Raw genomic sequence first — 24,999 nt, 5'->3', positions numbered from 1 at the left:
CTCGGTGGCGAGATCGAGGATCTGGCCCGACTTCTGGCACCGGGCGGTCGAACCGGCGTTGGCCGAGCCGGCGGGACTGTGGCGGCTGCGCGCGGTGTGCGTCAACTCCGTGGGCTGCCTGGAAGCGCCACTGCTGCCCGGGGGCTGCCCTGTGCCCGCGGCGCTGGAGAACGGCGAACTGCCCGGCGGGTTCGACGTCGACCTGGCGCTGTCCGAGATCGTCGCCGCCGGGCCGGCACTGAACGCGGCCAGGCAACTCCAGCACGACCGGACGGCCGCGGGCCGCGCCCACCGCGCGATCGAACGAGCCTTGGACCAGTCCTGACCGCAAGGGCGCCGAGCAAGGAGAATGGCCGCATGGCCATGGTGAAAGACGTCGATGTTCGGCGTGCCGAGCACTGCGAGACGGCGGCGCTGGGTGTCCTGCTGCGGCATGAGGGACTCGACCTGTCCGAGCCCATGCTCTTCGGGCTCGGCTCTGGCTTGTCCTTCGTCTACTGGGCGAGCAAGAACATGGACTTGCCCTTCCTGGGCGGCCGGGTCAAGGCGTTCGAACTCACCAGAAACCTGGCCGGCGCACTCGGACTCGAGCTGCGGGTCGAGGAGACCACATCCCCGCGCAAGGCATGGCAGAACGTCGCGGCACCCATCGACGCCGGCCGGCCGGTGGGTCTGCAACTCGACAGCTACCACCTGGACTACTTCAGCACCAAGGTGCACTTCGGCGGACACATCGTGGCCATGTACGGCTACGACGAACACGACGCCTACCTGGTGGACACCTCCCAGCAGGGCGGATCGGTCTCCACGAGCCTCGCCGCCCTGGCCGGTGCCAGGGCCGCGCGCGGCCCGATGACCGCACGGCACCGCTCCTTCACCCTCACAGTGCCCAGCGGCCTGACGCCACCGCAGGACCATCATCCCCGCGATCAAGAGCTGCGCCGACGCCTTCCTGAATCCGCCCATCGCGAACCTGGGCCACCGGGGCATCGAGAAGGCCGCCACACAAGTGCCGAAGTGGCTGGAACGTACCGGCAATCCGCAGGAGGACCTACCACGGGCCGCCGTCCTCATGGAGAGAGCCGGCACCGGCGGCGCCCTGTTCCGCAACCTCTACCGGGACTTCCTCGCCGAGTGCGCTCAGCAGATCGACGACGACCGGCTGCGCACCGGACACAGCCTGTATGCCGACGCGGCCACCCTCTGGACGCAGGTGGCCGCACTCGTCGCCGCAGCAGGCGAATCCGGAGACTCGAAGAGCCTCAGAAAGGCCGGCTCCATCCTCCACGAGGTCTCACGCATCGAACGCGATGCCATGCACGCACTCAGCCTGCTCCAGGACTGTCCTTCGCATCGTTCTCGAAGTTGAGCTCTCGTTGGACAAACTGTTTGAAACTTGTCGGACTGCGACCCAGCAACCATGTGAGTACGTTGGAATTCCCAATGAAATCGTGGCTGCTGTAGCGCTTGCTGATCGCTCGCGCCGCTTCCGTATGGTATGGGAATGCGCTTTCGTGGTCTGCGCCTAGGGATGCCGTCGTGAATTCGTCAGCCTCGATTTGCTTGGCAGGTACCTTTCGGCCCACAACTTCGGATATGATCGCCGCGATGTCGTGTGCGGTGTAGCGACCAGGCGCAACCAGTTCGTAGGTCGCGCCACTGTGGTGATCACTGTCTTCCAGTACGGCAGCGGCCACATCGGCGATGTCGCTCGGGTCGACCATCGACTGGTATCGGTCGAGTGCCCACGAGAGAAGGAAAACTCCTTGCCCCAGAACAGGCTTGAGCCTGTGGCGCAACATATAGTTTGCGGGCTGGAGAATCGTGAACTCCATGCCGGAGGAGAGCAGATATTCCTCTATATCGCGCTTGATCTCATGCTGAGTCAGGTCGGTAAGAATCGCATGCAGCACCGAGCTGAAGACGAAATGCTGCACGCCGGCTTCGCGTGCGGCATCAATGGCAGCGAACCCCATCTCCCGCTCTTGGGGATGGAGAGTGGGTCCGACGTAATAGACCTTTTCGACCCCGTGCATGGCGCGAGTCATTGCGCCGGGATGGCTGATATCCCCGACAAGGACCTCAGTTACGCCAGCAGTGCGAAGAGCCTGCGCTGATTCCTCGGATCGGACGCAGGCGCGCACCACCTGACCCGTAGCCATGAGCCGCGGGATCAGAAACTTTCCTTGGTTGCCGTTGGCTGCGGTGACCAGTATCACGAGAGAATCCCCTTGCATCGGCTGACAGGTGCCCGGACCCCAGCGCTATCTTCGCGCGCCCGGAAGCAAAGTGTCAACACTTTGCTCGACTAGAGGCGTTACCGCCGTCAGTCGCGGGGCAGCGACACGGCGAAAGCGAAGGCGAGAAGAGCGGCGCCGGCGCCGATGGCCATGGTGGTGCGGAATCCGCTCTCGGATGGCAGGGCCAGGAGGCCGACGCTGATGGTCATCTGGGAGAGGAGGACGCCGACGGCAGCGCTGGACACGGATGCCCCGAGTGAGCGCATCAAGGTGTTGAGGCTGTTGGCCGCAGCGGTGTCGCAGGCAGGTACCGCACCGTTGATGAGGGCCGGCAGGGCGCCATAGGCGAAGCCGACGCCCGCGCCGATGATGCCGGAGACGAGGATCAGATGCCACACCTCGGACATCAGGGTGAGGTTGAGGACGTAGCCCGAGGCGACGACGAGTGCACCCGTCATCAGAGTGATCCTCGGCCCCTTGGACTTGGTGAGGATCGCGGAGAGGGGAGCGGTGAGCATCATGATCAGGCCTCTGGGCGCCATGACGAGGCCGGCGACGAGCATCGACTTGCCGAGGCCATGTCCCGTCTCCTGGGGCAATTGGATCAGCTGAGGTGTGACCAGGGAGACGGCGAACATCGAGATGCCGAGGGCAAAGGAAGCGAGGTTGGTGCAAAGCACTTGGCGGCGGGCGGTGATACGCAGGTCGACGAGCGGCTGGGCGGCACGCAATTCGAAGCGGCCCCACGACACCAGGATGATGGCGGCCGCGGCGAACAGCGAGAGCGTCAGGGCACTGCTCCAGCCCCAGTCGGCACCCTCGGAGATGGCCAGCAGCAGGCATACCAGTCCTGCGGACAGGCCCACGGCCCCGGTCAGGTCGAAGCGCTGACCGGTACCGGAGGCGGCTTCCGGGATGAAGAACCACACGAGCAGTGCGCCCAGGGCTCCCAGGAGCCCGGAGAGCCAGAACAGCGCGTGCCAATCGAACGAGCCGGCGATGAGGGCGGCGGCGGGCAGACCGAGTGCTGCGCCGATGCCGAGCGAGGCGCTGATGACCGCGGTAGAAACGGCGAGCCTCTCGGGAGGTATCTCGTCGCGCAGTACAGCGATGCCAAGGGGCAGGACACCAGCCGCCAGGCCCTGCATGGTTCGTCCGACGATGAGCGGCGCGAGGGAGTCGCTGAGCGCGGCGGTGCAGGATCCGGCCACCAGGAAGGAGAGGCTGACGAGCAGCATGAGACGTTTGCCGTACATGTCGCCGAGGCGGCCCATCACCGGGGTGACGACCACGGAGGCCAGCAGGGTGGCGGTTACGGCCCAGGCGGTGTCCGATGGCGCGGCATTCACCAACCGGGGCAGCTCGGGTGCGATCGGGATGACGAGCGTTTGCATCGTCGAGACGATGAGGCTGATGAGAGCGGTCACCGTGACCACCGCAATGGACCTGGACGGCGCGGACTTGCGGCTGGTCGAGGCCGGGGAAGCAGTGGACATAGTCTCCGGGTCCGGCCGGGGCGGTACAGCAAGCCGTAAGCCGGCCGGGGTGCTGTTCAGGGGCGCCGGACCGGAGAACGGCCCTTCGCAGCCGAAACGCCATCCTGGCAATCCGAGGTCAAAATGTCAACACTTTGCTCGGCCGGGCCGTCCATCACCTCTGCTCAGCCTCAATGCTCTCGCCGGAGACTCGCAGGTCAGCGGTCGGCTGACACCCGATCCGGGATGACGTCGGGCCCCCGGTGCCCGCCCGCTTGCGGCGCCTCCAGACCCTTGACATGCAGGTCCACCCGGCATGAGAGTAGCAAAAGACTCGAAACATACGGGTGTTTAGAGTCGGAGCGAAATAGAATCAGGCGAGGAGAGCTGCATGTCTGAACCCATCGACCCCCAACACTTTCGTCACGTGCTTGGGCATTTCCCCACCGGTGTCGCGGCGGTGACCTCGTGTGCTGAAGATGGCGGCCCGGTGGGAATGACGGTCGGTTCCTTCGTCTCCGTGTCTCTCTCGCCACCGCTGGTGGCTTTCCTGCCAGGCAAGCAGTCCAGCACCTCGGTGAAGATTCTCAAGAACGGCCGCTTTTGCGTCAACGTACTGGGAGCGCACCAGGAGTCGGAGTCCCGGTCCTTCGCCACGGGGGGCGACCGCAAGTTCGAGGGTCTTGAGTGGGCACCGTCCACCACTGGTCTGCCGCGGCTCAAGAACGCCGTCGCCTGGATCGAGTGCTCGGTGGATTCGGTCCACGATGCCGGCGACCATTCGATCGTCATTGGCCGGGTCACGACGCTGGACGCGGCGGGGTCGTCGTTGCCTTTGCTCTTCTTCCAGGGCGGTTATGGGCAATTCGCCCCCCTGTCGCTGGCGGCAGCGGGCGAACCTGACCTCATCGAGCATCTTCGGCTGGTCGACGTGGCACGGCCGTTCATGGAGGAGGTCGCATCACGCCACCGGGTCGAGTGTCTCGCCTCCAGCGCGGTCGGCGACGAAATCGTCCTGTTGGCCACCGCCGGCACTCCGGCCGGGGGCCGCGACTACAGCCGTGTCGGTCAGCGGCTGCCGCACATCCCCCCTTTGGGCACTGCGTTGGTGGCCTGGTCCGAGGAGGCCAAGGAGGCGTGGATCAGACGGGCGGCAGACTCCCAGTCATCCGTCACGCGGTCCGATCCGCAGCAATTGGTCGATCGGGTCCGCAAGCGAGGCTGGTCGATCGCTACGTGGAGCGACAGTCTGCGCAGGCTGGAATCCAGCGTCGACGAGACCACCCTGAAGGGGCTGACACCGCACGGACGGCGGGCGATCCGGCAATTGGTCGATCAGCTGGGGAGCGAACACGAGCCTGACGAACTGCGTGACGCGAACGAGCAGCACCAAATCCGCAGCGTGTCTGTTCCCGTGTTCGACTCCCGAAAGGAGGTCGTGATGCAGTTGACCGTCGACGGCCTCCCTCCCGACGCCGGACAAGCTGACGTCCAGAGGTATGTCACGCATCTGAAGGACGCCGCCGAACGCGTGACTCAAGGGCTGGCCGGTGCAGGGCAGGCGGCCCGGTGACGCCCTGACTACTTCGTAGCCCCCTGCGCGAACCCGTTGTATATGTAGCGCTGCAGGAACAGGAAGATCACAAGGGTCGGCGCGATGACGAGGACTGTACCGGCGGAGATGTACTCCCAGTGTGCCCCGAACGGTCCCTTGAACCGGAAGAGGGCCGTCGACATGGTCCCCATGTCCTCGGAAGGCATGTAGAGGAAGGGGATGTAGAAGTCGTTGTACGTGGTGATGCCCTTGATGATGACCACGGTTGCTATCGCCGGTTTCAGCAGCGGGAAGATGATCCTTCGGTAGATCGTGAAGGAATTGGCGCCGTCCAGCCGCGCCGCTTCGTCCAGGGACTTGGGGATGCCGCGGATGAACTGCAGGAAGATGTAGATCGACACGATGTCCGTCCCCATGTAGAGAAGGATCGGCGCCCAGCGGGTATCGAACAGGCCGAAGCTGTTCACGACCTGGAAGGTGGCGACCTGGGTGGTCACACCGGGGACCAGGGTGGCGATCAGGAACAGCGCCATGACGAGGCTCTTGAAGCGAAAGTCGAAGCGGTCGATGGCGTACGCCGTCATGGAGCCGATGATCACGGTTCCGGTGATGGAGAACAGCAGGATGAAGGCCGTGTTGCCGAAGGCCGTGAGCATGTGTCCGTCGTTGAACGCCGTTGTATAGTTGGAGAAGTTGAGCCAGTCATCGGGCAGGGACAGGGCTTGCCGGCCGTCGGAGATCTCGTCGTAGGACTTGAGCGAGGTGAGGAAGACGACGAGGAGCGGGACCAGGACGACGAGGGATGCGACTACGAGGGACACGTAGGTGAGTGCGGTGCCGATACGGTGGTTTCGGCGGCCTCGTTCCCGGGACCGGGCGGTGATGGTCATACGAGGTCCACCCTTTCGTCGGGCACGAGGCGGCGCTGGATCCAGGTGATGAGCAGGATGATGGCCAGCAGCACCACGGCACAGGCCGAGGCCAGGCCGGTCTTGTTGAACTGGAAGGCGAACTTGACCGTCTGGATCACGAAGGTCGACGTCTCGGTCGCGCCGCCGGTCATGATGTACGGGATCTCGAAGACGGACAACGAGCCGGAGATCGCCAGGATGACGCTCAGGCTCAGCACCGGACGGATGCTCGGCGCGATGATGTGCCGGAACCGCTGCCATCTGGTCGCGCCGTCGAGCTGGGCGGCCTCGTAGAGCTCGCCGGGAATCGACTGGATCGCGCCGAGGAACAGGACGAAGTTGAGGCCGGTGAAACGCCACACGGACACGCCTGCGAGTGCGGTGTTGGCCGACTCGGGGCTGCCCAGCCAGGCGTGGTCGGCGTCGGCGCCGAACCACGACAGGACGGAGTCGAGGGTGCCGCCGTCCTGGAAGAAGTACAGGAACACGAAGCCGATCGCGACGCCGTTGATCAGGTAGGGGAAGAACAGGATTCCCTTGAACAGGTTCCTAAAGCGCAGGTCGAAACTGAGGACGGTGGCGAAGTACAGGGCGATGACGATCTGTACGACGGATGCGGCGAGGTAGTAGAGGCTGACGGCGAAGACCTTGAAGAGTTCGGGCCTGGTGAACACCTGGGTGTAGTTGTCGCCGCCCACGAAGTTCCGTTTAGGGCTGACCCCGTCCCAGTCGGTGAAGCTGTAGTAGATCATGTTGCCCACTGGCACGTAGGTGAACGTGACCAGCAGGGCGAGGGGGGCGAGGAGGAACAGCCACGGGGTGATACGGCGTAGCGGCCGGTCACGCCAAGGGGCTTTGCCCCGCGCGCGGTCGCCGGATCGTCGTCCGTCGGTCGGGCCTGGTTCGGTGGCCTGGGTGGGAGGTGCCGCGGTGGATGCGCTGCGGGTCATGGCGGAGCCGGGGCCTTTCGTCGTCCGCTGAGGAGCCGCCGCTGAGCAGCGGGCTGGGGCGAGGGGCCCCTCCCGCCGGGTAAGAATCCGGCTGAGGAGGAGCCGGCTGGGGCCGGTTCAGGAGCCGGCCAGTTGCCTGGCCTCGGACCAGCGCTTGTTCAGGTCGTCGAAGTACTCGTCCAGCGATCCGTCCACAGCACCGCGGGCGATGTCGATCAGCTTCTTGCGGTAGTCCGGCTTGGTCAGGCCGATCTCGGAGGCGTTGTCGATGGCGTTGACCTCGGCCGTCCCGGCCGCGGAGCGCTCGATCATCTTGACATCGTTGTCGACAAAATCGTCGAGCGTCTTTGGCAATGCCCCAGCCCTCAGGACGGAGACGGCGCCCTCCTTCGCCGCGTACCCGGACTTCTCGGTGAACCAGTCGATCCAAGCACGGGCGGCACTCTTGTGGTCGGAGTGGATGTTCACGGCCTGCTGGTAGTCGGAGACCAGGGTGGTGCAGAAGCGCCCGTTCTCCTGAGCCGGCACGGGCATGAAGCCGATGTCGTCGGGGTTCTGGCCGGCCTTCTCGGCGGCGTCCCGCATCTGGTCGATGGCCCAGGAGCCGAGCAGCATGCTGCCCACCTCGCCCTTTGCCAGGAGGGTCTTGGAGCTCTCCCAGTTGGTGGTGGCCGGGTCCTTCTCCGAGAGCTTCTCGTGAACGATGTCGTGCAGCAGGGTGTCGAGCGTGTGGAGGTCGTTGCCCTTGCTCCAGGGCTTGTCCATCTCGGCCAGCTTGTCGTGGGCCTGGGTGTCGCAGCTGACGGACCCGATGCTGTTGGTCCAGGGGCTTTCGAGGGGCCAGCCGTCCTTGAAGTTGGTGTAGTACGGAGTGGCACCGGTCTTCTCCTCGACGGCCCTCAGGTCGTCAAGGAACTGCCGTGGCGTCGTCGGCCACTCCGTGATGCCGGCCTTCTTCCACAGCGCCTTGTTGTAGACGAAGCCGTTGGCGGTGCCGAACGTGGCGATTCCGTAGGTCGTACCGTCGATGTCGGTCTTGTCGGTGAAGCGGTAGGTGTCCTTCATCGAGGAGGTGTCGCCGAGCGGAGCGAAGAACTTGGGGTAGTCCCCCTTGGCGATCACCGAGGGGATCAGCAGGACATCGCCGTAGTCCTCCGTGTTCATGCGGATCTTCACCTCACCCTCGTAGTCGGTGAGCCCCTCGAACCTGACCTTCACCTCGGGGTACGTCTTGTTGAACTCCGCCGCATACCGCTTCATCGTCCCGTCCTGGACCAGGTCGGTGCGATTGGTCAGGACGGTGATGTCTCCCGAGACGCCGTCCGGATTCACCGGGGCGGCGGCGGTCTCGCCGGCGTTCGGGCTGCCCCCTCCACTGCACCCCGCGACGGTCAGCATCGCGGTGGCGAGGAGAGCGATGCCCAGCGTCTTCTTCCCCATGTGCCCAGCTCCTTCCAGGACTTGCGGCTCAGGCTCTGGTGGTTGACGGCGACTATGTCAGGCGGTGGTTAACCGGTAAAGCCGCGTGACGCAGCGCGATGCGCAATCGTTACTGCCTTGCATGTGCCCCCATGGAAACACCTCGCTGCCGTAAGCATTATTGCCCTAGTTCCCGCCTGTCGGACAAGGACTAGACCGGTTCACTTATGTGGAGTTAGGTTGTGTCGCATTGAGCAACGAACGAGGTCCGTCCCGCCTAAGGAGCCGCACATGAGGGAAGTCGCCCAGCTCGCCGAGGACTGGAGGCTGCGCCACGGCGACAGTCTGCTGCCCGCTCAGGTCCCCGGCTGTGTCCACACCGATCTGCTCACCGCCGGTCTGATCCCGGATCCCTTCCTCGGCGTCAATGAGACGGACGTCGCGTGGGTCGGCCAACGTGCCTGGGCCTATCTCCGGGACGTGGCGGCCCGTGACACCGCTGAAGAGGGTCATGAGCGGACCGACCTGGTATTCGAGGGACTCGACACGGCGGCGACCATCACCCTGAACGGGCGGGAGTTGGGGCGAACCCGCAACATGCATCGCCAGTACCGCTTCGATGTAACCGATCGCCACGGGCTGCTGGAGGTGGACTTCGCATCCGCCTACGACGAGGCAGCGGCAGTACGGGCCTTGACGGGCGAGCGACCCAACGTCTATCCGGAGCCTTTCCAGTACATCCGCAAGATGGCGTGCAGCTTCGGCTGGGACTGGGGACCGACGCTGGTGACCGCCGGAATCTGGCGTCCGGTGCGGCTGGAGCGCTGGTCGACGGCGAGGCTGGCCGGCGTGCGTCCCCTGGTGACGGTCGACGGCGAAACCGGCCGGGTCGAGGTGCGGGTCGAGGTCGAGCGAACGGAGCGGGGCGCGGACCGTGCTCTCGCCGTCCGGGCCTCCGCCGCCGGGGTCGAGGCCCATGCGGCCGTCGACGGCACGCGGGCCGTGCTGGCCCTCGACGTACCCGACGTCTCCCTGTGGTGGCCACGCGGCCACGGCTCACAGCCGCTGTACGAGTTGGAGGTCACGCTGGTCGAGGAGGGTCCGGAGGAAGGCTTGCTGGACTCCTGGCAGCGACGCATCGGGTTCCGGAACGTGGAGCTGGACCGTTCCGAGGACGAGCACGGAACCGGGTTCACTCTCGTCGTCAACGGTGTACGTGTCTTCGCCCGCGGGGTGAACTGGATCCCCGACGATGTGTTCCCCTCGCGCATCACGCCCGAGCGGTACCGCACGAGGTTGCGTCAGACGGCCGAGGCCGGCGTGGACCTGGTGCGGATCTGGGGCGGCGGGATCTACGAGGACGACGCCTTCTACGACGCCTGCGACGAGCTGGGGCTGATGGTCTGGCAGGACTTCCTGTTCGCCTGCGCCGCCTACCCCGAGGAACAGCCCTTGCGCGGCGAGGTGGAGGCGGAGGCCAGGGACAACGTTGTCCGGCTGATGCCGCATCCGAGTCTCGTCCTCTGGAACGGCAACAACGAGAACCTCTGGGGCTTTCGGGACTGGGAGTGGGAGCAGGCACTCGCCGGCGACTCTTGGGGTGGTGGCTACTACCTCGACCTGCTGCCTCGCGTCGTCGCCGAGCTCGACCCCACCCGGCCGTACACCGCGGGCAGCCCCTGGTCCGGGTCGTGGGACCACCACCCGAACGACCCGGAGCACGGTACCCACCACTCCTGGGAGGTCTGGAACCGCCAGGACTACGCCGAGTACCGCGAATCGGTGCCCCGCTTCGTCTCGGAGTTCGGCTGGCAGGCACCCCCAGCCATGGCCACGCTGCGGCGCGCGCTGCCCGGTGAACGACTCGCCCCCGACTCGCCTGGCATGCTGCACCACCAGAAGGCCGAGGACGGCAACGGCAAGCTGAACCGGGGCGTGGAACGCCACTTCGCCCTGCCCACCGACGACTTCGACCGCTGGCACTACCTCACTCAGGTCGTCCAGGCCCGCGCGATCGCCGCCGGCATCGAGCACTGGCGTTCGCACTGGCCGGTCTGTGCCGGCACCGTCGTCTGGCAGATCAACGACTGCTGGCCGGTCAGCTCCTGGGCCGCCATCGACGGCGACGGCAGGCTCAAGCCCCTCTACCACGAGCTGCGACGCGTCTACGCGGACCGCCTCCTCACGCTCCAGCCGGAGGCCGACGGGCCGGTGCTGGCCGTCGTCAACCAGGCCGCCGAGGAGTGGCAGGCTGCGGTGACTGTGCGCCGGATGCGGGCGGACGGCACCGAGGTGGCAGGAGTCGTCATCGACGTGACCGTCCCGGCTCGTTCGGTGCACCGGCATCGCGTGCCGGAGGCACTGGTGCCCGACGAGCTGTCGGGGAAGGAGTTCCTCGTCGCTGACTGTGACGACCTGCGCGCGCTGCACGTTCCCGTGCCGGACAAGGACTTCGCGTACCCGACTCCGCACTACGACGTGGCCGTGCAGTCCCCGGCCGGCAGTGTTACGGGTAGTGTCGAGGTCGTGGTGAAAGCGCACACTCTCGTACGGGACCTACTCCTGCAGGCCGACCGGCTCGGCCCCGAAGCAGGCTGCGACAGCGGACTTCGCACCCTCCTTCCTGGCGAACAGGCCCGCCTGCGGGTCACGAGTGCGGCCGAAGTCGGAGCCAACGCAGTGCGCGCCGCGCTGTACTGCGTGGAGCCGGCGTGAGCGCATCTCCCGAGCGCGTCACCATCAAGGACGTGGCGGCCGCCGCTGGCGTGTCGAAGGGTGCCGTGTCGCTGGCCTTCAATCACAAACCGGGCGTCTCCGAGGCCACCCGGGAACGTATCTTCGCGGCGGCCCGGCGCTTGGGATGGGCGCCGAATTCGTCGGCCCGCAGCCTGTCGCGCCAGTCGGTCGACACCGTCGGGCTGGCCATCTGCCGGCCGGCCCGCCTGCTGGGCCTGGAACCCTTCTACATGGAGTTCATCTCCGGTATCGAGAGCGTGCTGTCCGAGCGGGACTGCTCCCTGCTCCTGCGGTTGGTCGACTCGCTTCAGGAGGAGATCACTCTGCAGGAGCGCTGGTGGAGGGAGCGGCAGATCGGCGGCTCGATCCTGGTCGACTTCCACCAGGAGGATCCGCGCGTGGAACCGCTGCGAGAGCTGGGCCTGCCGGCCGTGGCGGTCGGCCACCCCTCGCTCACCGGGGGCTTCCCGTCCATCTGGACCGACGACGCGGCCGCCGTCGCCGAGGCGGTGCGCTACCTGGCGGCCTTGGGACACCGCCGCATCGCACACGTGGGTGGCCCCCGCGGCCTGGGGCACAGCGCCATCAGGACGACCGCCTTCGAACAGACCATGAGCGAACTCGGCCTCCGGAGCGGCCCGCACATCGAGACCAGTTTTTCCGGCGACGACGGAGCACGTGCCACGCGCTCCCTCCTGCTGACGCCGGAACGGCCCACGGCGATCCTCTACGACAACGACATCATGGCGGTCGCCGGACTCGGTGTCGCAACCGAGATGGGCATCTCCGTACCGGATGACTTGTCCCTGCTGGCCTGGGACGACTCACAGCTGTGCCGGCTGACCCATCCGACGCTGTCGGCGATGAGTCACGACGTGCACGGTTTCGGGGCTCAGGTCACACACGTGCTGTTCGATGTCCTCGATGGCCGCCAGGCCGCCTCCCGGCCGGTGGCCACACCCTCTCTCGTGCCGCGCGCATCGACGGCCTCGCCCCGTTCGTCGACCCGGTGATGTACCGGTTCACCAAGTGAGTGACAGAGAGTGTTGCTACAGCCTGCTTTCCGTTACATAGGCCATATTTTCGCTGATGGTAAATCGCCATGCATGCGCCTGATGACTGATCAGGTAGTTTAGCGGTTTAGCTGAGGGACGTCTCCGTGTCCGTCACGGGGATCGCGAACCGCCTATTGACATGGGTGCAACGAGCGTTGCCTCATGGTGTGACGACGGCCCGGGAGAGCCTCCCAGGGGCCGATGTCACATGCGAACGCGCGCAGTTGATCGGCGCCGCCCCCCACCCGCGACGCCTGCGAACCATGCCCTCAGCGAGGGCTCCGCTGAGGAAGTCCTGTCCCCTGGAGTCGTTCCGCACCGCATCCGCACGCGAGGAGACATATGCGAAAGCTGAAGAGCACCCTGATCACGACGGCGGGCGTGACGTTAGCCGCCGTCCTGAGCCTGCTGGTCTCAGTGACCGGTCCCTTCGCCGAAGAGGCGGATGCCGCGCCGACGGGCATCCGTGTCAGTAACGGACGCGTCGTCGAGGCCAACGGCAACGCGTTCGTCATGCGTGGTGCCAACCACGCCCACGCCTGGTTTCCCGACCGAACGAGCTCCATCGCCGACATAGCGGCCAAGGGAGCCAACACCGTCCGCGTCGTCCTGAGCAACGGTGATCGATGGACTCGTACCAGCACTGCCGAGGTCTCCTCGCTCATCCGCCAGTGCAAGGCCAACCGGGTCATCTGTGTCCTGGAGGTGCACGACACCACCGGATACGGCGAAGACGGCGCAGCCACCACCCTCGACAAGGCTGCCGACTACTGGATCGGCGTGAAGAGCGCCTTGCAGGGCCAGGAGAACTACGTCGTCGTCAATATCGGCAACGAACCGTTCGGCAACACCAACTACGCCGCATGGACCGACGCCACCAAACGTGCGATCGGGAAGCTCCGGAACGCCGGCATCAGCCACGCGCTGATGGTCGACGCCCCCAATTGGGGTCAGGACTGGTCCGGGACCATGAGGGACAACGCGGCATCGGTCTTCGCCTCCGACCCCGACCGCAACACCATCTTCTCGGTCCACATGTACGGGGTCTACGACACCGCCGCAGAGGTGCAGGATTATCTCAACCACTTCGTCCGCAGCAGACTGCCCATCGTCGTCGGCGAGTTCGGCAACCAGCACGGCGACGGCAATCCTGACGAGGACGCCATCATGGCCACCGCGCAGTCCCTGGGCGTGGGTTACATCGGCTGGTCCTGGAGCGGCAACGGCGGCGGTGTCGAGTACCTCGACATGGTCAACGCCTTCAACGCGAACTCTCTGACCGGCTGGGGCCAGCGCTTCTTCAACGGCGCCAACGGCGTCGCCGCCACGTCCAAGCCCGCCACCGTCTACGGCGGCGGGAGCGGCACCGCGCCCAATGGCTATCCGTACTGTGTCAACGGCGGCTCGTCGGATTCCGACGGTGACGGTTGGGGCTGGGAGAACAACCGGTCCTGTGTGGTCCGGGGAAGCGGCGCCGACGGCTGACCTCCGCCCATGCTTCCGGACGCGGGAACGCGGCAAGGCCCCGGACGAATAGGTCCGGGGCCTCCGTAGTGCCCGGCGGTGGCGCCTTGGCCGCTCAGCTGATGAGTACCGGATCCAGCCCAGGATGCGCCGCCTCGCCGCGGAAGTCCCGGTTCTCCAGTTCCGTGCAGCCCCCGGCGTACAGCGCGTGGCGGGCGTCCTCGGGCCGAGCCGTCCAGACCACCTCGCAGTCACGCAGCCGTACGTCGTGGACGTTCTCCAAGTGGAAACCGTCCGTAGGTATCGCGGGGAAGCCTTCAGCGCGCCGCGGGCGCAGGTCGGCATGGCCACCCGGCCAGCGGCTCCAACGGTCGATCTCCACGCGGACACCGTCGAGGACCAGTCCTTCGACGCGTCCCGGGTCCTGGGCGACGACGAGGACGCCGTTCTCGGAGCGGCACAGGATGTTGCGGAAGCGGATGTTGCGGATGGTGCCGCAGTTCTCGGTCCAGGGCACGGCCATGATCGCGATCGGTTCGCCCCGGCCCCACCAGCCCTCGTGGAAGAAGCGGGTCTCGACGGTGATGTCGCTGAAGAGGACGTTCTCGATGTCGCCGCCCTCGCCCAGGCGGACGGCGAGACCGCGGGCGCTGGCGCGGATCACACAGGACGAGAAGACGACGTTGCGGATCTTGCTCTGCCCCTCCACGCCCGCGATGAGCGCGCTTGAGGTGGTGGTGATGGTGCAGCCGGTGACGGTGACGTCCTCGCACACGGGGGCGGTCTCGCGGTCGGTGCCGGTGTGTTCCAGGCAGGCCTTCAGGCAGATGGCGTCGTCGCCGGCGACGATGTCGCAGTCGCTGATGCGCACGCGGCGGCAGCAGTCGAGGTCGATCGCGTCGCTGTTGGGTGTCTTGAGGTCATTGTGAATGCGGATGCCATGGATCAGGACGTCGTCGCACAGGGACAGGCGCAGCGTCCACACGGCGCCGTCGACGATGGACACGTCGCGGAAGGTGACCTTCTGGCAGTCCCGGAAGTAGACGGTGAAGGGCCGCTGCTGGTCCATCGTGTAGATGTAGCCGTTGTCCGAGATGACGAAGTGGCGGCCGGCGCCGTCGATGGTGCCCGCCCCGGTCACGGAGATGTTCTCGGCGCCCTCGGCGTTCAGCAGGACGCCGGTGGGATCAGCGCCCCACCGGGGCGTGCCGTCGTTGAGGACTACACCGCCGAACCGCACGGTGTAGTCGGAGAATTCCGGGCTGCCGGCGAGGGTTGCCCCGTGTTCGAGGTGCAACTCTACGTGGGAGCGCAGGGTCACGGTGCCAGTGCGGAAGGTGTGGCCGCCGGGCAGCACCACTCGGCCGCCGCCGGACGTGGCGCAGGCATCCACGGCCTTCTGTACCGCGGCGGTGTCGTCCACGACGCCGTCACCGACGGCTCCGAACTCCCTGACGTCGTACATGCTGGTTCCTTTCGGGAAGTGAGGGCTGCGGGCCGTTCAGGCGGTGACGAGGCTGAGGACGCGGACGCCGAACGCCGGCAGGGTGAGCTTGTTCAGGGGCGCGCCCTCCTCGTCGTGGAGCGCGAGGCCCCTGGTGAGGACCGGTTTCGCGGTCACCGTGTTCTCGTGCTGGCTGATGAACCAGACGAAGCGCCGACCGTCCGCATGGGCCAGTTCGCCGACGAGGACCGCCGGGTCGGCGACGGTGACGTCCTGGCGGACCCCTGTTTCGCGCGCGAGGGCGGCATACGGCAGGTGGGTGGCCTCCGGGTTGACGAACGGCGAGGCGGCGGCCATGTGCTCGACGGGGTAGGTGCACAGGGCCATCGAGCCCGTGCCGACGCGACGTCGCAGCAGGGCGGGCCTGCCGTGGCCGTCTGTTGGTTGCGCCGCATGACGTGAGCGTTCCTTTCCGGCCGTGCGGCCGATGCGTGCTCGGCAGTCGTCGGTTCTCGCACCATCACAGATATATCGTTCCACTTAGTGGCGAACAAGAGAGCCTTCCAGTCTCGTCTGATCGAGTAGATCCGCCATTCAGTGGGGATTGACGCCGCCAGAGGGGGTCCTTAGGCTGCGCGAAACCGTTCTACCAAATGGTTTGACGCGGCGATCGGGAGGACTCCGGAGTGCGGCGTAGAAATCTACTCAAGGGCTCGGTTTCGGCCACGCTGGCTCCCGTTCTCGCGGGGTGCGGCGCGCTGAGTCCGGATGACGACGACCCGAACACCCTCGTGGTCCACAACATGCTCACCGCCGGCTCGGCGAACGCGACGGTCTACGACCGTCTCTGTGACCAGTTCGAGCGCGGCAACCGAGGGTCCCGGATCAAGAATCTCGTCTCCGGCGGAACCGACCTCATCAACGTGTACGAGACCGCGCGGCTGGCCCACGAGGAAGCCGACGTCGTGATGGTCAACCTCGCCGAGAAGTCACTCTCCTGGACCGACCTCAAGGCAACCGTCCCCGTCAACCGCTACCTCGACGTGTGGGGCCTGCGCGACGTGTTCCTGCCGCAGGCACTCGAGGAGTGGACCGACGCCCGTGGCCGGATCGCCGGTTTTCCGTGGAACGGCTTCACCTGGCCCGTCGCCTACAACACCGACCTGCTGCGGCGTTATGGCATCCCGCGCGTACCCGTGACCACTGAGGAGCTGGTCACCGCCGCCCGCAAGGTGCGGGCGGCCGGCGGCCGGGGGCTCGTCAGCATCGGCGGTAACGACTGGTCGGGACAGAAGCTCCTGATGCAGATCATGCAGGCGTACCTGCCGGCCGAGGATGCCGCCCGCCTCTTCCGGCAGGCCGGCTTCGCGGCGGATCCGCGCGCCGTGCGCGGCTTGGAGCTGTTCACGCGGCTGCGCGATGCCGGCGTCTTCTTCAAGGGCGCCCAGGGACTCAGCGCCGACTCCATGAACACCGACTACTACACCGGGCGCGCCCCGGCCATATCGGCGATCTCCTCGACCCTCATCAACGTCCCGCCGAAGATCGCCGCCGTGACGGAACTGGGCGGCTGGCCGGTGCCTCCCGACGGGGTCTACCACGCACCCACCGCGTTCCGCGGCTATACCGCCACCGGCATCTGGATCAGTCCCAACGGCGTGAAGAAGATCGACCTCGTCAGGCGCTTCATCACCTTCCTGTACCGGCCCGCCAGCAGCCGCGCCTTCGTCGAGGACGCCGGTCAGGTGATGGCCGTGTGCGGCGCCACCGAGAGCCCCCGCTTCCCGCTGGTGTCCGCCTCCCTGAGGCTGCCGGATGCGCGGATCGACTACGCGGTCCTGCCCGATCTGTACGTGCCGCCCGCGGTCTCCCAGCCGCTGATCCGCGCCAGCAGTCTGGCCTACCAGCCCGGCCGCGGCGCCGACTCCATCGCGGCGGCCATGGACGCGGCCTACCGCAGCTGATCCTCACCCCCGACCGGTCCCGGACAACGACCGGCCCCCTGCGGAAAGGGCATCCTCCGATGGCGCACATCAGCCCCCCAACACCGGCCCCGGCGGCTCTCCAGCCCCACCCAGAACCGCCCGCGCGGATCCGGACGGCCACCGAGAGCCGCCGCTCCACCGTCACCCTGCTCGCGGTGCCCGCGCTGCTCTGGTACCTGCTCTTCATGGCGGGTCCCCTGATAGCGATGTTCGTCATCAGCGGCCTGCACTGGCCCGGCATGCTCGCCCACCGCTCCTGGGCGGGCTGGGCCAACTACTCGACCGTACTGGGCGACCCGTTGTTCTGGACGGCGGCCCGCAACAGCGCCGTGCAGCTCGGCGTCGTGCTGCCGGTGCTCATCGTGACCTCCTTCATGGTGGGCTACTACCTCACCCTCCGGCCGCGCGGCCATCGCCTCCTCCGCGTGGTGCTCTTCACCCCAGCCCTGATCTCGGCCTCCGCGAAGGCGATGCTCGCCTACGGCGTCCTCGCGCCCAACGGCCTGCTCAACGGACTCCTCAACAGCGCCGGACTGGACGCGCTCACCCGCTCCTGGCTCGCCGACGAACACACGGCACTCGCCTGCATCATGGCCCTGGACCTGTGGAGTGGCATCGGCTTCACCGCCGTACTCTTCGCCGCCAGGCTCGGCAGCATCCCGCGGGAAATCTACGAGGCCGCGGAACTCGACGGTTCGGGTCACTGGCGCCGCATGTGGGGCATCGCCTTCCCCGTCGCCAAGGACTACGTCGGCGTCACCACGATGCTCCAGTTCCTGTGGATCCTGTTCTCCTCCGCCCAGAACGTGCTGCTGCTGACCCAGGGCGGCCCCGGAAACGCCACGACGAACCTGTCCTTCCTGGTCTACAACAAGGCGTTCGTCCAGTCCGACCTCGGGTACAGCCAGGCGGCCGGCGTGCTTCTCTTCGCCATCGGGCTGCTCGGCATGCTCGTCATCCGCCGCGTCCTGCGGCAGACCTACTGACCGCCAGGAGCAGCCATGCCCACCGCGCACACTCCCACCACCACGCCCTCCGCCACCCGCCGTCCGACGAGGCGCCGGCCGGGCAGCCGCCGCCCCAGCGGCCTCGGCCGCTGGCTGGCCGGGCTGAGCCACACCATGGTCTGGCTCTACGCCCTCGTGCTCGTCGTGCCGCTCTACTACCTGCTGATCTCCTCTCTCAAGACCACCACAGAGATCTTCGACTCCCCGCTCACCCCACCGGACCATCCCAAATGGCATTACATCGGCGACGCGCTGCAATACGCCCGCCTGGACCTGGCGCTCATCAACTCCGCGCTCGTCACCGCGGTCGCCCTCGCTCTGACACTGCTGCTCGCGGTGCCGGCCAGCTTCGCGCTGGCCCGCGGCCACGGCCGTGCCGCTCGCCTGCTTGAACGCCTCTTCTCGCTCGGCTTCCTCGTCCCCACCTTCGCCGCGCTGGTGCCCACCTTCCTCATGGCCGCCTATACCGGCCTCTTCCACACCCGCACCTTCGTGATCCTCCTGCTGCCTGCCGGGGCCCTTCCGCTGTCGGTGGTGGTGCTGACCCAGTTCATGCGCACCATCCCGGCCGAGCTGGAGGAGAGCGCCCGGGTCGACGGCGCCGGCACGCTGACCGTGCTGCGCAAGATCTTCGTACCGCTGTGCATGCCGGGCATCGCGACGATCCTGCTGCTGAACTTCCTCAACTTCTGGAACGAGTACTTGTACTCGCTCGTCATCATCGGCCCCGACACCAGCCAGCGGACCATTCAGGTCGCTCTGCCGACACTGCAGAGCAACCAGTCCACCGAGTACGGAGTGCTGATGGCCGGCACGGCTCTCACCCTCGTTCCGGTCTATATCGTGTACGTACTGCTCCAGCGCCGGATGGAGGAAGCATTGATCAGCGGTGCCATCAAGGCGTGACACTTGCGGGCTCCGCGCCACCGCCACCTGCCCGATCGGCGCTCGGAGAGGAAACATGAACCGGAGGTCCACTGCATGAGCACCGAACGGGACGCAGCGACGGCTGCCTCGCCGCCGCGCATCCGTCCGGCGCAGCCCACGATCATCGACGTCGCCGCGCTCGCCGGGGTGTCGAAGTCCGCCGTCTCCAAGGTCTTCAACAACCGTCCCGGCATCTCGGAGCCGACCCGGGAGCGGATCCTCGACGCGGCCCGCAAACTCGGCTGGTCGCCCAGCGCCTCCGCGACCGCGCTACGGGGCGAACGCACCCGTACCGTCGGCCTGGTGGTCTCCCGTGCCCCCGATCTGCTCACTACCGACCCCTACTTCGCCGAACTGATCGCCGGCATGGAACAAGAGCTCGGCCCGCTCGGTTACGGGTTGCAACTGCACCTCATCGGTGCCGACGCCGACCACGAGGAGCGGCTGTACGGCCGCCTCGCGCGCGAACGCCGGGTGGACGCCTTCGTTCTCACCGAAAGCCGTCTCGGGGACACCCGTCCCGGCCTCCTGCACCGGTTGCACATGCCGGGACTGATGGTGGGCCGGGCCTGGGACGACCGGTCGACGGCGAGCGGCACCGTGGAAAGCCTGCACGTCGAGGGCCAGATGGAAGCGGTCACCGCGGCCGTGGACCACCTCGTCGCCCAGGGGCACCGGTCGATCGCGTCGGTGGCGGGACCCGAAGACCGCGTGCACAACGTACTGCGCCGCCGCGCCCTGGAGGACGCCCTCGCCCGGCACGGCCTGCGCCCGCACGCGGTCCTCACCGGTGAGTTCGGCAATGCCGCGGCCGACCGGGCGACCAGCGCACTCTTCCGGTCACCACACCCGCCGACCGCGATTCTTTATGCCAACGACGCAATGGCCCTGACGGGCATGGGCACCCTGGCCCGCCTCGGTCTGCGCGTGCCCGACGACGTCTCCGTCGTCGGCTACGACGACCTGCCGATCGGGGTGTGGATGCATCCCCGCCTCACCACGATCAGCCAGGACGTCCAGCTCATCGGCAGAGCAGTTGCCCTGCGCCTGCTCACCACACTCGGCGAGAAGGTACCGCCCCCTCCGGAGGTACCCCCGCCGCACCTGGTCATCAGGGAGTCGACGGGGCCGGTCGTCCGTCAGAGCGCGTCCGGACTCCCGCCGCGGCTGACCGGACGGTAAGCGAGAGAAGGGCGGCTGCCGCTGCGGCAGCCGCCCTCCTGCTTGCAGGCCCAAAGAGGCGCGCTCCTGTTCCACCGAGCAGAGACGCGGGAGGGATGCGCCGCTGGTTCCTGTATAGCTGCAGGGGCAGCTCATTAGGCAGGCCGGGGCGTGTCGCGTGAGACGTCCCACCAGTCGCTTCCCTCGGTGAGGCCGACGGGGACGCGGGTGATGAGGGTGATGGCCAGTCCGAGGCCGAGCATCCACTCGTTGCTGCGGTCGTCTTCGGCGACCTCGCCGGTCAGTTGGGGCTTCACTCGCTCTTGACGGTCGTAGGTGATGGGCGATGCGATTTCCCGTGTCGGCGAGCCGCTCGGTGCGGGTCATCTAAAGGGGCCCCGTGGCGGCGTCGCAGTCCAGGGCGTGGTCGTAGTGGGTCTTGGTGGTGGTGTGCGTCATCCCGTCCGAGTCGGTGTGCGTGCTCGTCTCCACCCGGACGTTCACCTCGGTCACCGTGCACGTCGTCGCATCACCTGGGGACCTCAGCGCTGCCTCCTCGACCATCCCCGCGGCCCCGATACAGGCGACGAGCAGGTAGATGCCGCTCAAGAACGCCAGCACGTTGTCGTAGAGGGCGCTCGAGAACAACGCCCCGGCGTAGGCGATGAGGACGATTTCCCCGCGACCAGCTCACCCGGCCAGCGTTTGGGGCCGAGGACCGCCAGAAGACGGTCTCCGGCCGCCGCCCCTATGGTGAGCAGCGGCAGCCACGCGTGGGTCGAGGAGCCGGCAGCCCGCCATCCGGTGGGTGGCTTACCACTCTGGAAGTCCTCGGAGCGCCGCACCACGAGCGGCACGGTCCGCTCGCCGCCGCCCCGGAAGAGTACGCTCCACCGGCACCCCGAACGTCTCGGCGAAGTTGTCCTGTGGCTTCAAGTTGGCGGAGGCTCAGTGGGGCGCATCAGGTGCCTCGGCCACGCGCACCACGCCGCCTGAACAGCAGAGGTCCCCGCCGGAGCGCGGGTGCGGAGGGGGTCATGCTGTGGCCGGGAGGTAGGGGCCGGGGCCTTTCAGGGTGCGGTGGACGGGCGAGGTAGCCGTGTGCCGCAGGCCAGGCAAGGTGGCCACCGACCTGGTCAGGTAGCGGTAGAAGTCCTGTGCGCTCGTGACCGCCACGCTGGCGTAAAGATTGGCCGTGCCGGTCACGGCGGCGGCGTAGGGAACCTCGGGATGGGCGGCCAGCGCACTGCCCGCGTCTGCGAGGCGGGCCGGGTCGACCTCCAGCCACAGTGCCGCCCGAAAGCTCTGCTGGAGAACGCCGGGGTGGTACTCGACGTCGAAGTAGAGGACGCCAGCCGCTCCCAGCTCGGTGATCCGGCGGCGCACCGTCGACGGTGACAGTCCGGTCGCGGCAGCCAGATCCGCCGGCGCCGCCCTGCCGTCCCGGGCCAGCAGATCGAGCAGATGCCGGTCCTCGCTGTTCAGCGCCACCGCCGGGGCCGCGTCCTTCCCCGGCTCCTGCACAGGGCGCGGTGAGAGCGCCGGGACCTGTGCGGACGTCAGCGGTCCGCTCTTGTTGATCGAGCTGAGGTGCCTGCCGAAGAAGACGTGCAGCAGGCAGTGCGCCGAGACATCCATCACCTGCGGCGTGCGCGGCAGCTTCTGCAGAAGCAACGGCTCCCGCAGCCCCGGTCCCCGGGCCCGTACGGCGCAGACGAGTTCGGTGCCGCCGGAACTGAGGCTGACCCAGCTGGTGTCCGTGCGCCGGGCCAGCGCCTCTCCGATGGAGGCGGCCGCATCAGGCGTGCATCGGATGCGCACCACCCAGGAGGAGTCGCCGAGTCGAAGCGGATCGGTCAGGCCCAGGACCCTGAGCTTGCCGGTAGACCGCAGGCGGGACCAGCGGCGCGCGGCGGTCTGGTCGGACACCCCCAGGGCTCTGGCGATCTCCTGAAACGAGGCCCGCCCGTTGATCTGGAGGGCGTGCGCGAGCTTCGTCTCCTCGTACGACAGTGCACGGTCCGCGTCATCAGTCGTGTCGAGATACGTCTTCATGGATTCCATTATGTCGAATCTGCGCAACCTGACATCTCTTCCTTATTGAATGAGCCGAGGCATCCGAAGCTCGCTGGAGAGCCGGTGCGGGTGTGGTTGCACTCACCGGCCGTCCCGGACAGCACGCACGATGCGAACGGAGAACGACATGCGCAAGTGGTGGCCCCTGCTGGCCGTCTGCCTTGGCGCCTTTATCCTTCTGGTGGACGTGACCATCGTGAACGTCGCCCTGCCCAGCATGGCCAGTGATCTCGATGCCTCCTTCACTTCATTGCAGTGGGTGATCAACGGATACGCCCTGGCCCTCGCCGCTCTGCTCCTGGCCTGCGGTTCCCTGGCGGACCGGTTCGGGCACCGGCGGCTCTACGTCTACGGCCTGGGGCTCTTCGGCCTCGCCTCCCTCCTGTGCAGCCTCGCCCCCGACGCGGGCGTACTGATCGCCGCCCGCGTGGTGCAGGGCGTCGGAGGCGCCGCCATGTTCGCCACGGCTCCAGCCCTGCTGATGTCCTCCTACCAGGGCAGGGACCGGGGCACGGCCTTCGGTGTCTGGGGCGCCGCGAACGGCGCCGCCGCCGCGGTTGGCCCTCTGCTCGGCGGCCTGCTCACCGAGCACCTGAGCTGGCAGGCGATCTTCTGGGTCAATCTGCCCATCGCGGCCGTCGCCATCGCCATGACGGTGCGGGCAGTACGCGCCGACCAGCCCGGCGACCCGTCCGCCACCGGCGCGCCGGCCCGCGTCGACCTCCCCGGCGCGACAGCCTTCACCGTCGCCGCCACGACCCTCACCTACGGGCTCATCCGCGGCCCTGAAGCGGGCTGGACCTCGGCGGAGATCCTTACGATCTTCGCCCTCACCATCATGGCCCTGACCGCGTTCGTGGTGATCGAGCACCGCATGGCACGGCGCGGCGGTGCCCCGATGCTGGATCTGGCATTGCTGCGACGCCCGTCGTTCGCGGGGCTGATGAGCGCTGCGTTGATGCTCCAGGGAGTCGCCTTCGGCTGTCTGGTACTGGTCTCCGTGTGGCTGCAGTCCGTGCTGGGCCTCAGCCCGGTCGCCGCGGGCCTCGCCCTGACTCCGATGGCAGGCGCGTCATTCCTGGTGGCCGCCGGGGCCGGCCGCCACATCCAGCGGTTCGCCCCCCGTCTGCCGATTGGCCTGGGGCTCCTCTTCATCGCGGCCGGCATGCTGCTGATGCGTGCGGGTATGACGGCCGACGCGCAGAGGGCCGCCCTCGTCTGCGGCCTCGTGGTCACCGGGATCGGTGTGGGTCTGGCCACCCCTGTGCTGGTCTCCGCCGCCACCTCCGCCGTACCGCCACGGCAGGCGGGGATGGCAGGAGGGGCTGTCAACACCTTCCGCCAACTGGGCATGACCCTGGCCATCGCCGTACTCGGCGCGGTCTTCACCAGCCGGACGGCCGAGGTTCTCACCGCGTCCAGTGCCGTTCCTGATCCCGACATGGGCGCCGCGGCCCTGGCCGCGGGACAGGCCGGGCCCCTGGTACAGGCGGCGCCCCCAGCCCACCGCACGGATGCACAACACCTGGTGCACCAGGCCTTTGCGACCGGCCTCGACAGTGTCTTCCTACTCTCGTCCGTCGCGGCCGTCCTCGGCGCACTGATCGTCCTGACCCTGGTGCGATCGCCGGGCCGGACGGCCACACCAGCGCCCCAGGACAGCCTCCCCGCCACCCCACGTGCCCCGGCGCCCACCTGCCACGCCTCACGGAACCCGGCCGCCAACCCCACAGCGGACCCGCCCGCCCAGGCTGTTGCCCGGGCCCAGCGCCGATAACGACCCGCCACCACCAGGGAGCACCGTCATGCCCGACCCCGCAGTACGCCCCTCCTTCCTCCTCGTCCATGGCGCCTGGCACCAATCGGGGTGCTGGACCCGTCTTCAGGCCGCCCTCACCGCCGACGGCTTTCACTCCCGCACGGTCGACCTGCCCAGTGCAGGGCCCGCGCCCAGCGCCGGCATGTACGACGATGCCGAGGAAATCGCCGCGCACCTTGAGCAGACGGAGGGTCCCGTGATCGTCGTAGCCCACTCCTACGGCGGCTTCCCGGCCACGCAGACCGCCGCCCGTCCAAGCCTCGCTCACCTCGTCTACCTCGCTGCCTACATGCCGGCCGAGGGCGACTCCGTCGGCAGCATCCACGGCCACCCCGCGGGCAGGGGCCACGAGTTGGACGGTATCGCTCCCGTCTCCTTCGAAGATCCCCGCGAAGCCCTGTACGGGGACCTGCCTGGTCACTGCGCCGAGTACGCCATGAGCCAACTGATCGGGCAGAGCCGGAGGTCGTTCGGGGAGCAGGTGACCCGTGCCACGTGGCGGACCGTACCTTCCACCTATGTGCTCTGCGAACGCGACCAGGCCCTCCGGCCGGCGCTGCAGGCGGAGATGTCCGTACGTGCCACGCACGTCGCACGGCTCGACGCCGGCCACTGCCCCTTCCTGTCAGCACCCGCCCAACTGGCCACGCTCCTCGGCGACATCTCCCGCGCCGCCGAAGCCTGACTCGGCCCGACTCAGCAGGACCCCTGTACAGCTCAAGAGGCCGCCCAGCAGGGCTGGCGGCGCCACATTTCCCGGCAGCCGCCGGCTCAT

21 protein-coding genes and 1 pseudogene are annotated in these 24,999 nt (G+C 67.5%); 12 read left to right on the top strand and 10 right to left on the bottom strand.

Annotation, left to right across the window (positions count from 1 at the left end; translation table 11 throughout):
• Positions 1-4 precede the first annotated feature (4 nt).
• Both ACFC1X_RS11370 and ACFC1X_RS11365 read left to right on the top strand, forming a co-directional pair.
• Positions 5-325 (top strand): hypothetical protein, encoded by a 321-nt coding sequence (locus ACFC1X_RS11370; RefSeq protein ID WP_376351303.1) that lies wholly within the window; start codon positions 5-7, stop codon positions 323-325.
• A 32-nt stretch (positions 326-357) separates the two neighbouring features.
• Positions 358-1,369: pseudogene (locus tag ACFC1X_RS11365) on the top strand (BtrH N-terminal domain-containing protein).
• Here the strand turns inward: ACFC1X_RS11365 and ACFC1X_RS11360 are convergent.
• Together ACFC1X_RS11360 and ACFC1X_RS11355 are read right to left on the bottom strand one after the other, a co-directional pair.
• Positions 1,326-2,219, bottom strand: coding sequence for an SDR family oxidoreductase (locus ACFC1X_RS11360; RefSeq protein ID WP_376351300.1), 894 nt, complete (start codon positions 2,217-2,219; stop codon positions 1,326-1,328). The pseudogene ACFC1X_RS11365 and the gene ACFC1X_RS11360 sit on opposite strands and share 44 nt — an antisense overlap.
• Before the next feature lie 107 nt (positions 2,220-2,326).
• The gene (locus ACFC1X_RS11355) at positions 2,327-3,736 is read right to left on the bottom strand and encodes an MFS transporter (protein ID WP_376351297.1); all 1,410 of its coding nucleotides are present in this window, start codon (positions 3,734-3,736) and stop codon (positions 2,327-2,329) included.
• Positions 3,737-4,106: 370 nt separating this feature from the next.
• On the opposite strand from ACFC1X_RS11355, the gene ACFC1X_RS11350 reads away from it, so the two are divergent.
• Positions 4,107-5,288, top strand: coding sequence for a flavin reductase (locus ACFC1X_RS11350; protein ID WP_376351294.1), 1,182 nt, complete (start codon positions 4,107-4,109; stop codon positions 5,286-5,288).
• Positions 5,289-5,296: 8 nt separating this feature from the next.
• On the opposite strand, the gene ACFC1X_RS11345 is transcribed toward ACFC1X_RS11350, so the two are convergent.
• From ACFC1X_RS11345 to ACFC1X_RS11335, 3 genes are all read right to left on the bottom strand, one after another.
• Positions 5,297-6,160: a carbohydrate ABC transporter permease gene (locus ACFC1X_RS11345; protein WP_376351291.1), complete on the bottom strand. Its 864-nt coding sequence runs from the start codon at positions 6,158-6,160 to the stop codon at positions 5,297-5,299.
• Positions 6,157-7,131 (bottom strand): carbohydrate ABC transporter permease, encoded by a 975-nt coding sequence (locus tag ACFC1X_RS11340; protein WP_376351289.1) that lies wholly within the window; start codon positions 7,129-7,131, stop codon positions 6,157-6,159. The genes ACFC1X_RS11345 and ACFC1X_RS11340 overlap by 4 nt, the downstream gene beginning before the upstream one ends.
• A 117-nt stretch (positions 7,132-7,248) precedes the next feature.
• Positions 7,249-8,571, bottom strand: a complete 1,323-nt coding sequence (locus ACFC1X_RS11335) for an ABC transporter substrate-binding protein (RefSeq protein ID WP_376351286.1) — start codon at positions 8,569-8,571, stop codon at positions 7,249-7,251.
• Between the two features lie 270 nt (positions 8,572-8,841).
• Between ACFC1X_RS11335 and ACFC1X_RS11330 the strand changes: the two genes are divergently transcribed.
• From ACFC1X_RS11330 to ACFC1X_RS11320, 3 genes are all read left to right on the top strand, one after another.
• Positions 8,842-11,265 (top strand): glycoside hydrolase family 2 protein, encoded by a 2,424-nt coding sequence (locus ACFC1X_RS11330; protein WP_376351284.1) that lies wholly within the window; start codon positions 8,842-8,844, stop codon positions 11,263-11,265.
• Positions 11,262-12,299: a LacI family DNA-binding transcriptional regulator gene (locus tag ACFC1X_RS11325; protein WP_376351281.1), complete on the top strand. Its 1,038-nt coding sequence runs from the start codon at positions 11,262-11,264 to the stop codon at positions 12,297-12,299. The genes ACFC1X_RS11330 and ACFC1X_RS11325 overlap by 4 nt, the downstream gene beginning before the upstream one ends.
• Before the next feature lie 384 nt (positions 12,300-12,683).
• A complete protein-coding gene (locus tag ACFC1X_RS11320) occupies positions 12,684-13,826 on the top strand; it encodes a glycoside hydrolase family 5 protein (protein WP_376351279.1) in 1,143 nt (380 codons plus the stop codon).
• Between the two features lie 94 nt (positions 13,827-13,920).
• On the opposite strand, the gene ACFC1X_RS11315 is transcribed toward ACFC1X_RS11320, so the two are convergent.
• Both ACFC1X_RS11315 and ACFC1X_RS11310 read right to left on the bottom strand, forming a co-directional pair.
• Positions 13,921-15,270 carry a glycoside hydrolase family 28 protein gene (locus tag ACFC1X_RS11315; protein WP_376351276.1) on the bottom strand — a complete coding sequence of 450 codons (1,350 nt, stop codon included), beginning with the start codon at positions 15,268-15,270 and terminating at the stop codon, positions 13,921-13,923.
• Between the two features lie 36 nt (positions 15,271-15,306).
• The gene (locus tag ACFC1X_RS11310) at positions 15,307-15,636 is read right to left on the bottom strand and encodes a hypothetical protein (protein ID WP_376351273.1); all 330 of its coding nucleotides are present in this window, start codon (positions 15,634-15,636) and stop codon (positions 15,307-15,309) included.
• 299 nt (positions 15,637-15,935) lie between these two features.
• Between ACFC1X_RS11310 and ACFC1X_RS11305 the strand changes: the two genes are divergently transcribed.
• The 4 genes from ACFC1X_RS11305 (at position 15,936) to ACFC1X_RS11290 (ending at position 20,350) form a co-directional block, all read left to right on the top strand.
• Entirely contained in the window at positions 15,936-17,213 is a 1,278-nt protein-coding gene (locus tag ACFC1X_RS11305) for an ABC transporter substrate-binding protein (protein WP_376351270.1), read from the top strand.
• A gap of 59 nt (positions 17,214-17,272) precedes the next feature.
• Positions 17,273-18,220: a carbohydrate ABC transporter permease gene (locus ACFC1X_RS11300; RefSeq protein WP_376351267.1), complete on the top strand. Its 948-nt coding sequence runs from the start codon at positions 17,273-17,275 to the stop codon at positions 18,218-18,220.
• A 135-nt stretch (positions 18,221-18,355) separates the two neighbouring features.
• Complete coding sequence (locus ACFC1X_RS11295; RefSeq protein WP_376352136.1) at positions 18,356-19,147, top strand: carbohydrate ABC transporter permease; 792 nt, start codon at positions 18,356-18,358, stop codon at positions 19,145-19,147.
• Between the two features lie 75 nt (positions 19,148-19,222).
• Positions 19,223-20,350, top strand: coding sequence for a LacI family DNA-binding transcriptional regulator (locus ACFC1X_RS11290; protein ID WP_376351265.1), 1,128 nt, complete (start codon positions 19,223-19,225; stop codon positions 20,348-20,350).
• Positions 20,351-20,484: 134 nt separating this feature from the next.
• Here ACFC1X_RS11290 and ACFC1X_RS11285 read toward each other — a convergent pair whose 3' ends face one another.
• From ACFC1X_RS11285 to ACFC1X_RS11275, 3 genes are all read right to left on the bottom strand, one after another.
• The gene (locus ACFC1X_RS11285) at positions 20,485-20,646 is read right to left on the bottom strand and encodes a hypothetical protein (protein WP_376351263.1); all 162 of its coding nucleotides are present in this window, start codon (positions 20,644-20,646) and stop codon (positions 20,485-20,487) included.
• A gap of 70 nt (positions 20,647-20,716) precedes the next feature.
• A complete protein-coding gene (locus ACFC1X_RS11280; RefSeq protein WP_376351261.1) occupies positions 20,717-20,977 on the bottom strand; it encodes a hypothetical protein in 261 nt (86 codons plus the stop codon).
• A gap of 387 nt (positions 20,978-21,364) precedes the next feature.
• On the bottom strand, positions 21,365-22,384 hold the full coding sequence (locus tag ACFC1X_RS11275) for an Lrp/AsnC family transcriptional regulator (protein ID WP_376351259.1): 1,020 nt from the start codon (positions 22,382-22,384) through the stop codon (positions 21,365-21,367).
• 148 nt (positions 22,385-22,532) lie between these two features.
• Here ACFC1X_RS11275 and ACFC1X_RS11270 point away from each other — a divergent pair, with 148 nt between their 5' ends.
• Both ACFC1X_RS11270 and ACFC1X_RS11265 read left to right on the top strand, forming a co-directional pair.
• Positions 22,533-24,182 (top strand): MFS transporter, encoded by a 1,650-nt coding sequence (locus ACFC1X_RS11270; RefSeq protein WP_376351257.1) that lies wholly within the window; start codon positions 22,533-22,535, stop codon positions 24,180-24,182.
• A gap of 28 nt (positions 24,183-24,210) precedes the next feature.
• Entirely contained in the window at positions 24,211-24,909 is a 699-nt protein-coding gene (locus tag ACFC1X_RS11265) for an alpha/beta hydrolase (RefSeq protein WP_376351254.1), read from the top strand.
• Positions 24,910-24,999 lie beyond the last annotated feature (90 nt).

The organism is Streptomyces sp. NPDC056128 (genome assembly GCF_042263835.1).
In the GTDB taxonomy this organism is placed as follows: domain Bacteria; phylum Actinomycetota; class Actinomycetes; order Streptomycetales; family Streptomycetaceae; genus Streptomyces.
This window is presented reverse-complemented; position numbering and strand designations above follow the sequence as displayed.

Excerpts from the sequence above, each read along its gene's own strand:
- ACFC1X_RS11265 (WP_376351254.1), top strand. The coding sequence starts at position 24,211 with ATGCCCGACCCCGCAGTACGCCCCTCCTTCCTCCTCGTCCATGGCGCC.
- ACFC1X_RS11270 (WP_376351257.1), top strand. The coding sequence starts at position 22,533 with ATGCGCAAGTGGTGGCCCCTGCTGGCCGTCTGCCTTGGCGCCTTTATC.
- ACFC1X_RS11340 (WP_376351289.1), bottom strand. The coding sequence starts at position 7,131 with ATGACCCGCAGCGCATCCACCGCGGCACCTCCCACCCAGGCCACCGAA.
- ACFC1X_RS11355 (WP_376351297.1), bottom strand. The coding sequence starts at position 3,736 with ATGTCCACTGCTTCCCCGGCCTCGACCAGCCGCAAGTCCGCGCCGTCC.
- ACFC1X_RS11300 (WP_376351267.1), top strand. The coding sequence starts at position 17,273 with ATGGCGCACATCAGCCCCCCAACACCGGCCCCGGCGGCTCTCCAGCCC.
- ACFC1X_RS11315 (WP_376351276.1), bottom strand. The coding sequence starts at position 15,270 with ATGTACGACGTCAGGGAGTTCGGAGCCGTCGGTGACGGCGTCGTGGAC.
- ACFC1X_RS11345 (WP_376351291.1), bottom strand. The coding sequence starts at position 6,160 with ATGACCATCACCGCCCGGTCCCGGGAACGAGGCCGCCGAAACCACCGT.
- ACFC1X_RS11295 (WP_376352136.1), top strand. The coding sequence starts at position 18,356 with ATGGTCTGGCTCTACGCCCTCGTGCTCGTCGTGCCGCTCTACTACCTG.
- ACFC1X_RS11290 (WP_376351265.1), top strand. The coding sequence starts at position 19,223 with ATGAGCACCGAACGGGACGCAGCGACGGCTGCCTCGCCGCCGCGCATC.
- ACFC1X_RS11335 (WP_376351286.1), bottom strand. The coding sequence starts at position 8,571 with ATGGGGAAGAAGACGCTGGGCATCGCTCTCCTCGCCACCGCGATGCTG.
- ACFC1X_RS11275 (WP_376351259.1), bottom strand. The coding sequence starts at position 22,384 with ATGAAGACGTATCTCGACACGACTGATGACGCGGACCGTGCACTGTCG.
- ACFC1X_RS11330 (WP_376351284.1), top strand. The coding sequence starts at position 8,842 with ATGAGGGAAGTCGCCCAGCTCGCCGAGGACTGGAGGCTGCGCCACGGC.
- ACFC1X_RS11310 (WP_376351273.1), bottom strand. The coding sequence starts at position 15,636 with ATGGCCCTGTGCACCTACCCCGTCGAGCACATGGCCGCCGCCTCGCCG.
- ACFC1X_RS11350 (WP_376351294.1), top strand. The coding sequence starts at position 4,107 with ATGTCTGAACCCATCGACCCCCAACACTTTCGTCACGTGCTTGGGCAT.
- ACFC1X_RS11320 (WP_376351279.1), top strand. The coding sequence starts at position 12,684 with ATGCGAAAGCTGAAGAGCACCCTGATCACGACGGCGGGCGTGACGTTA.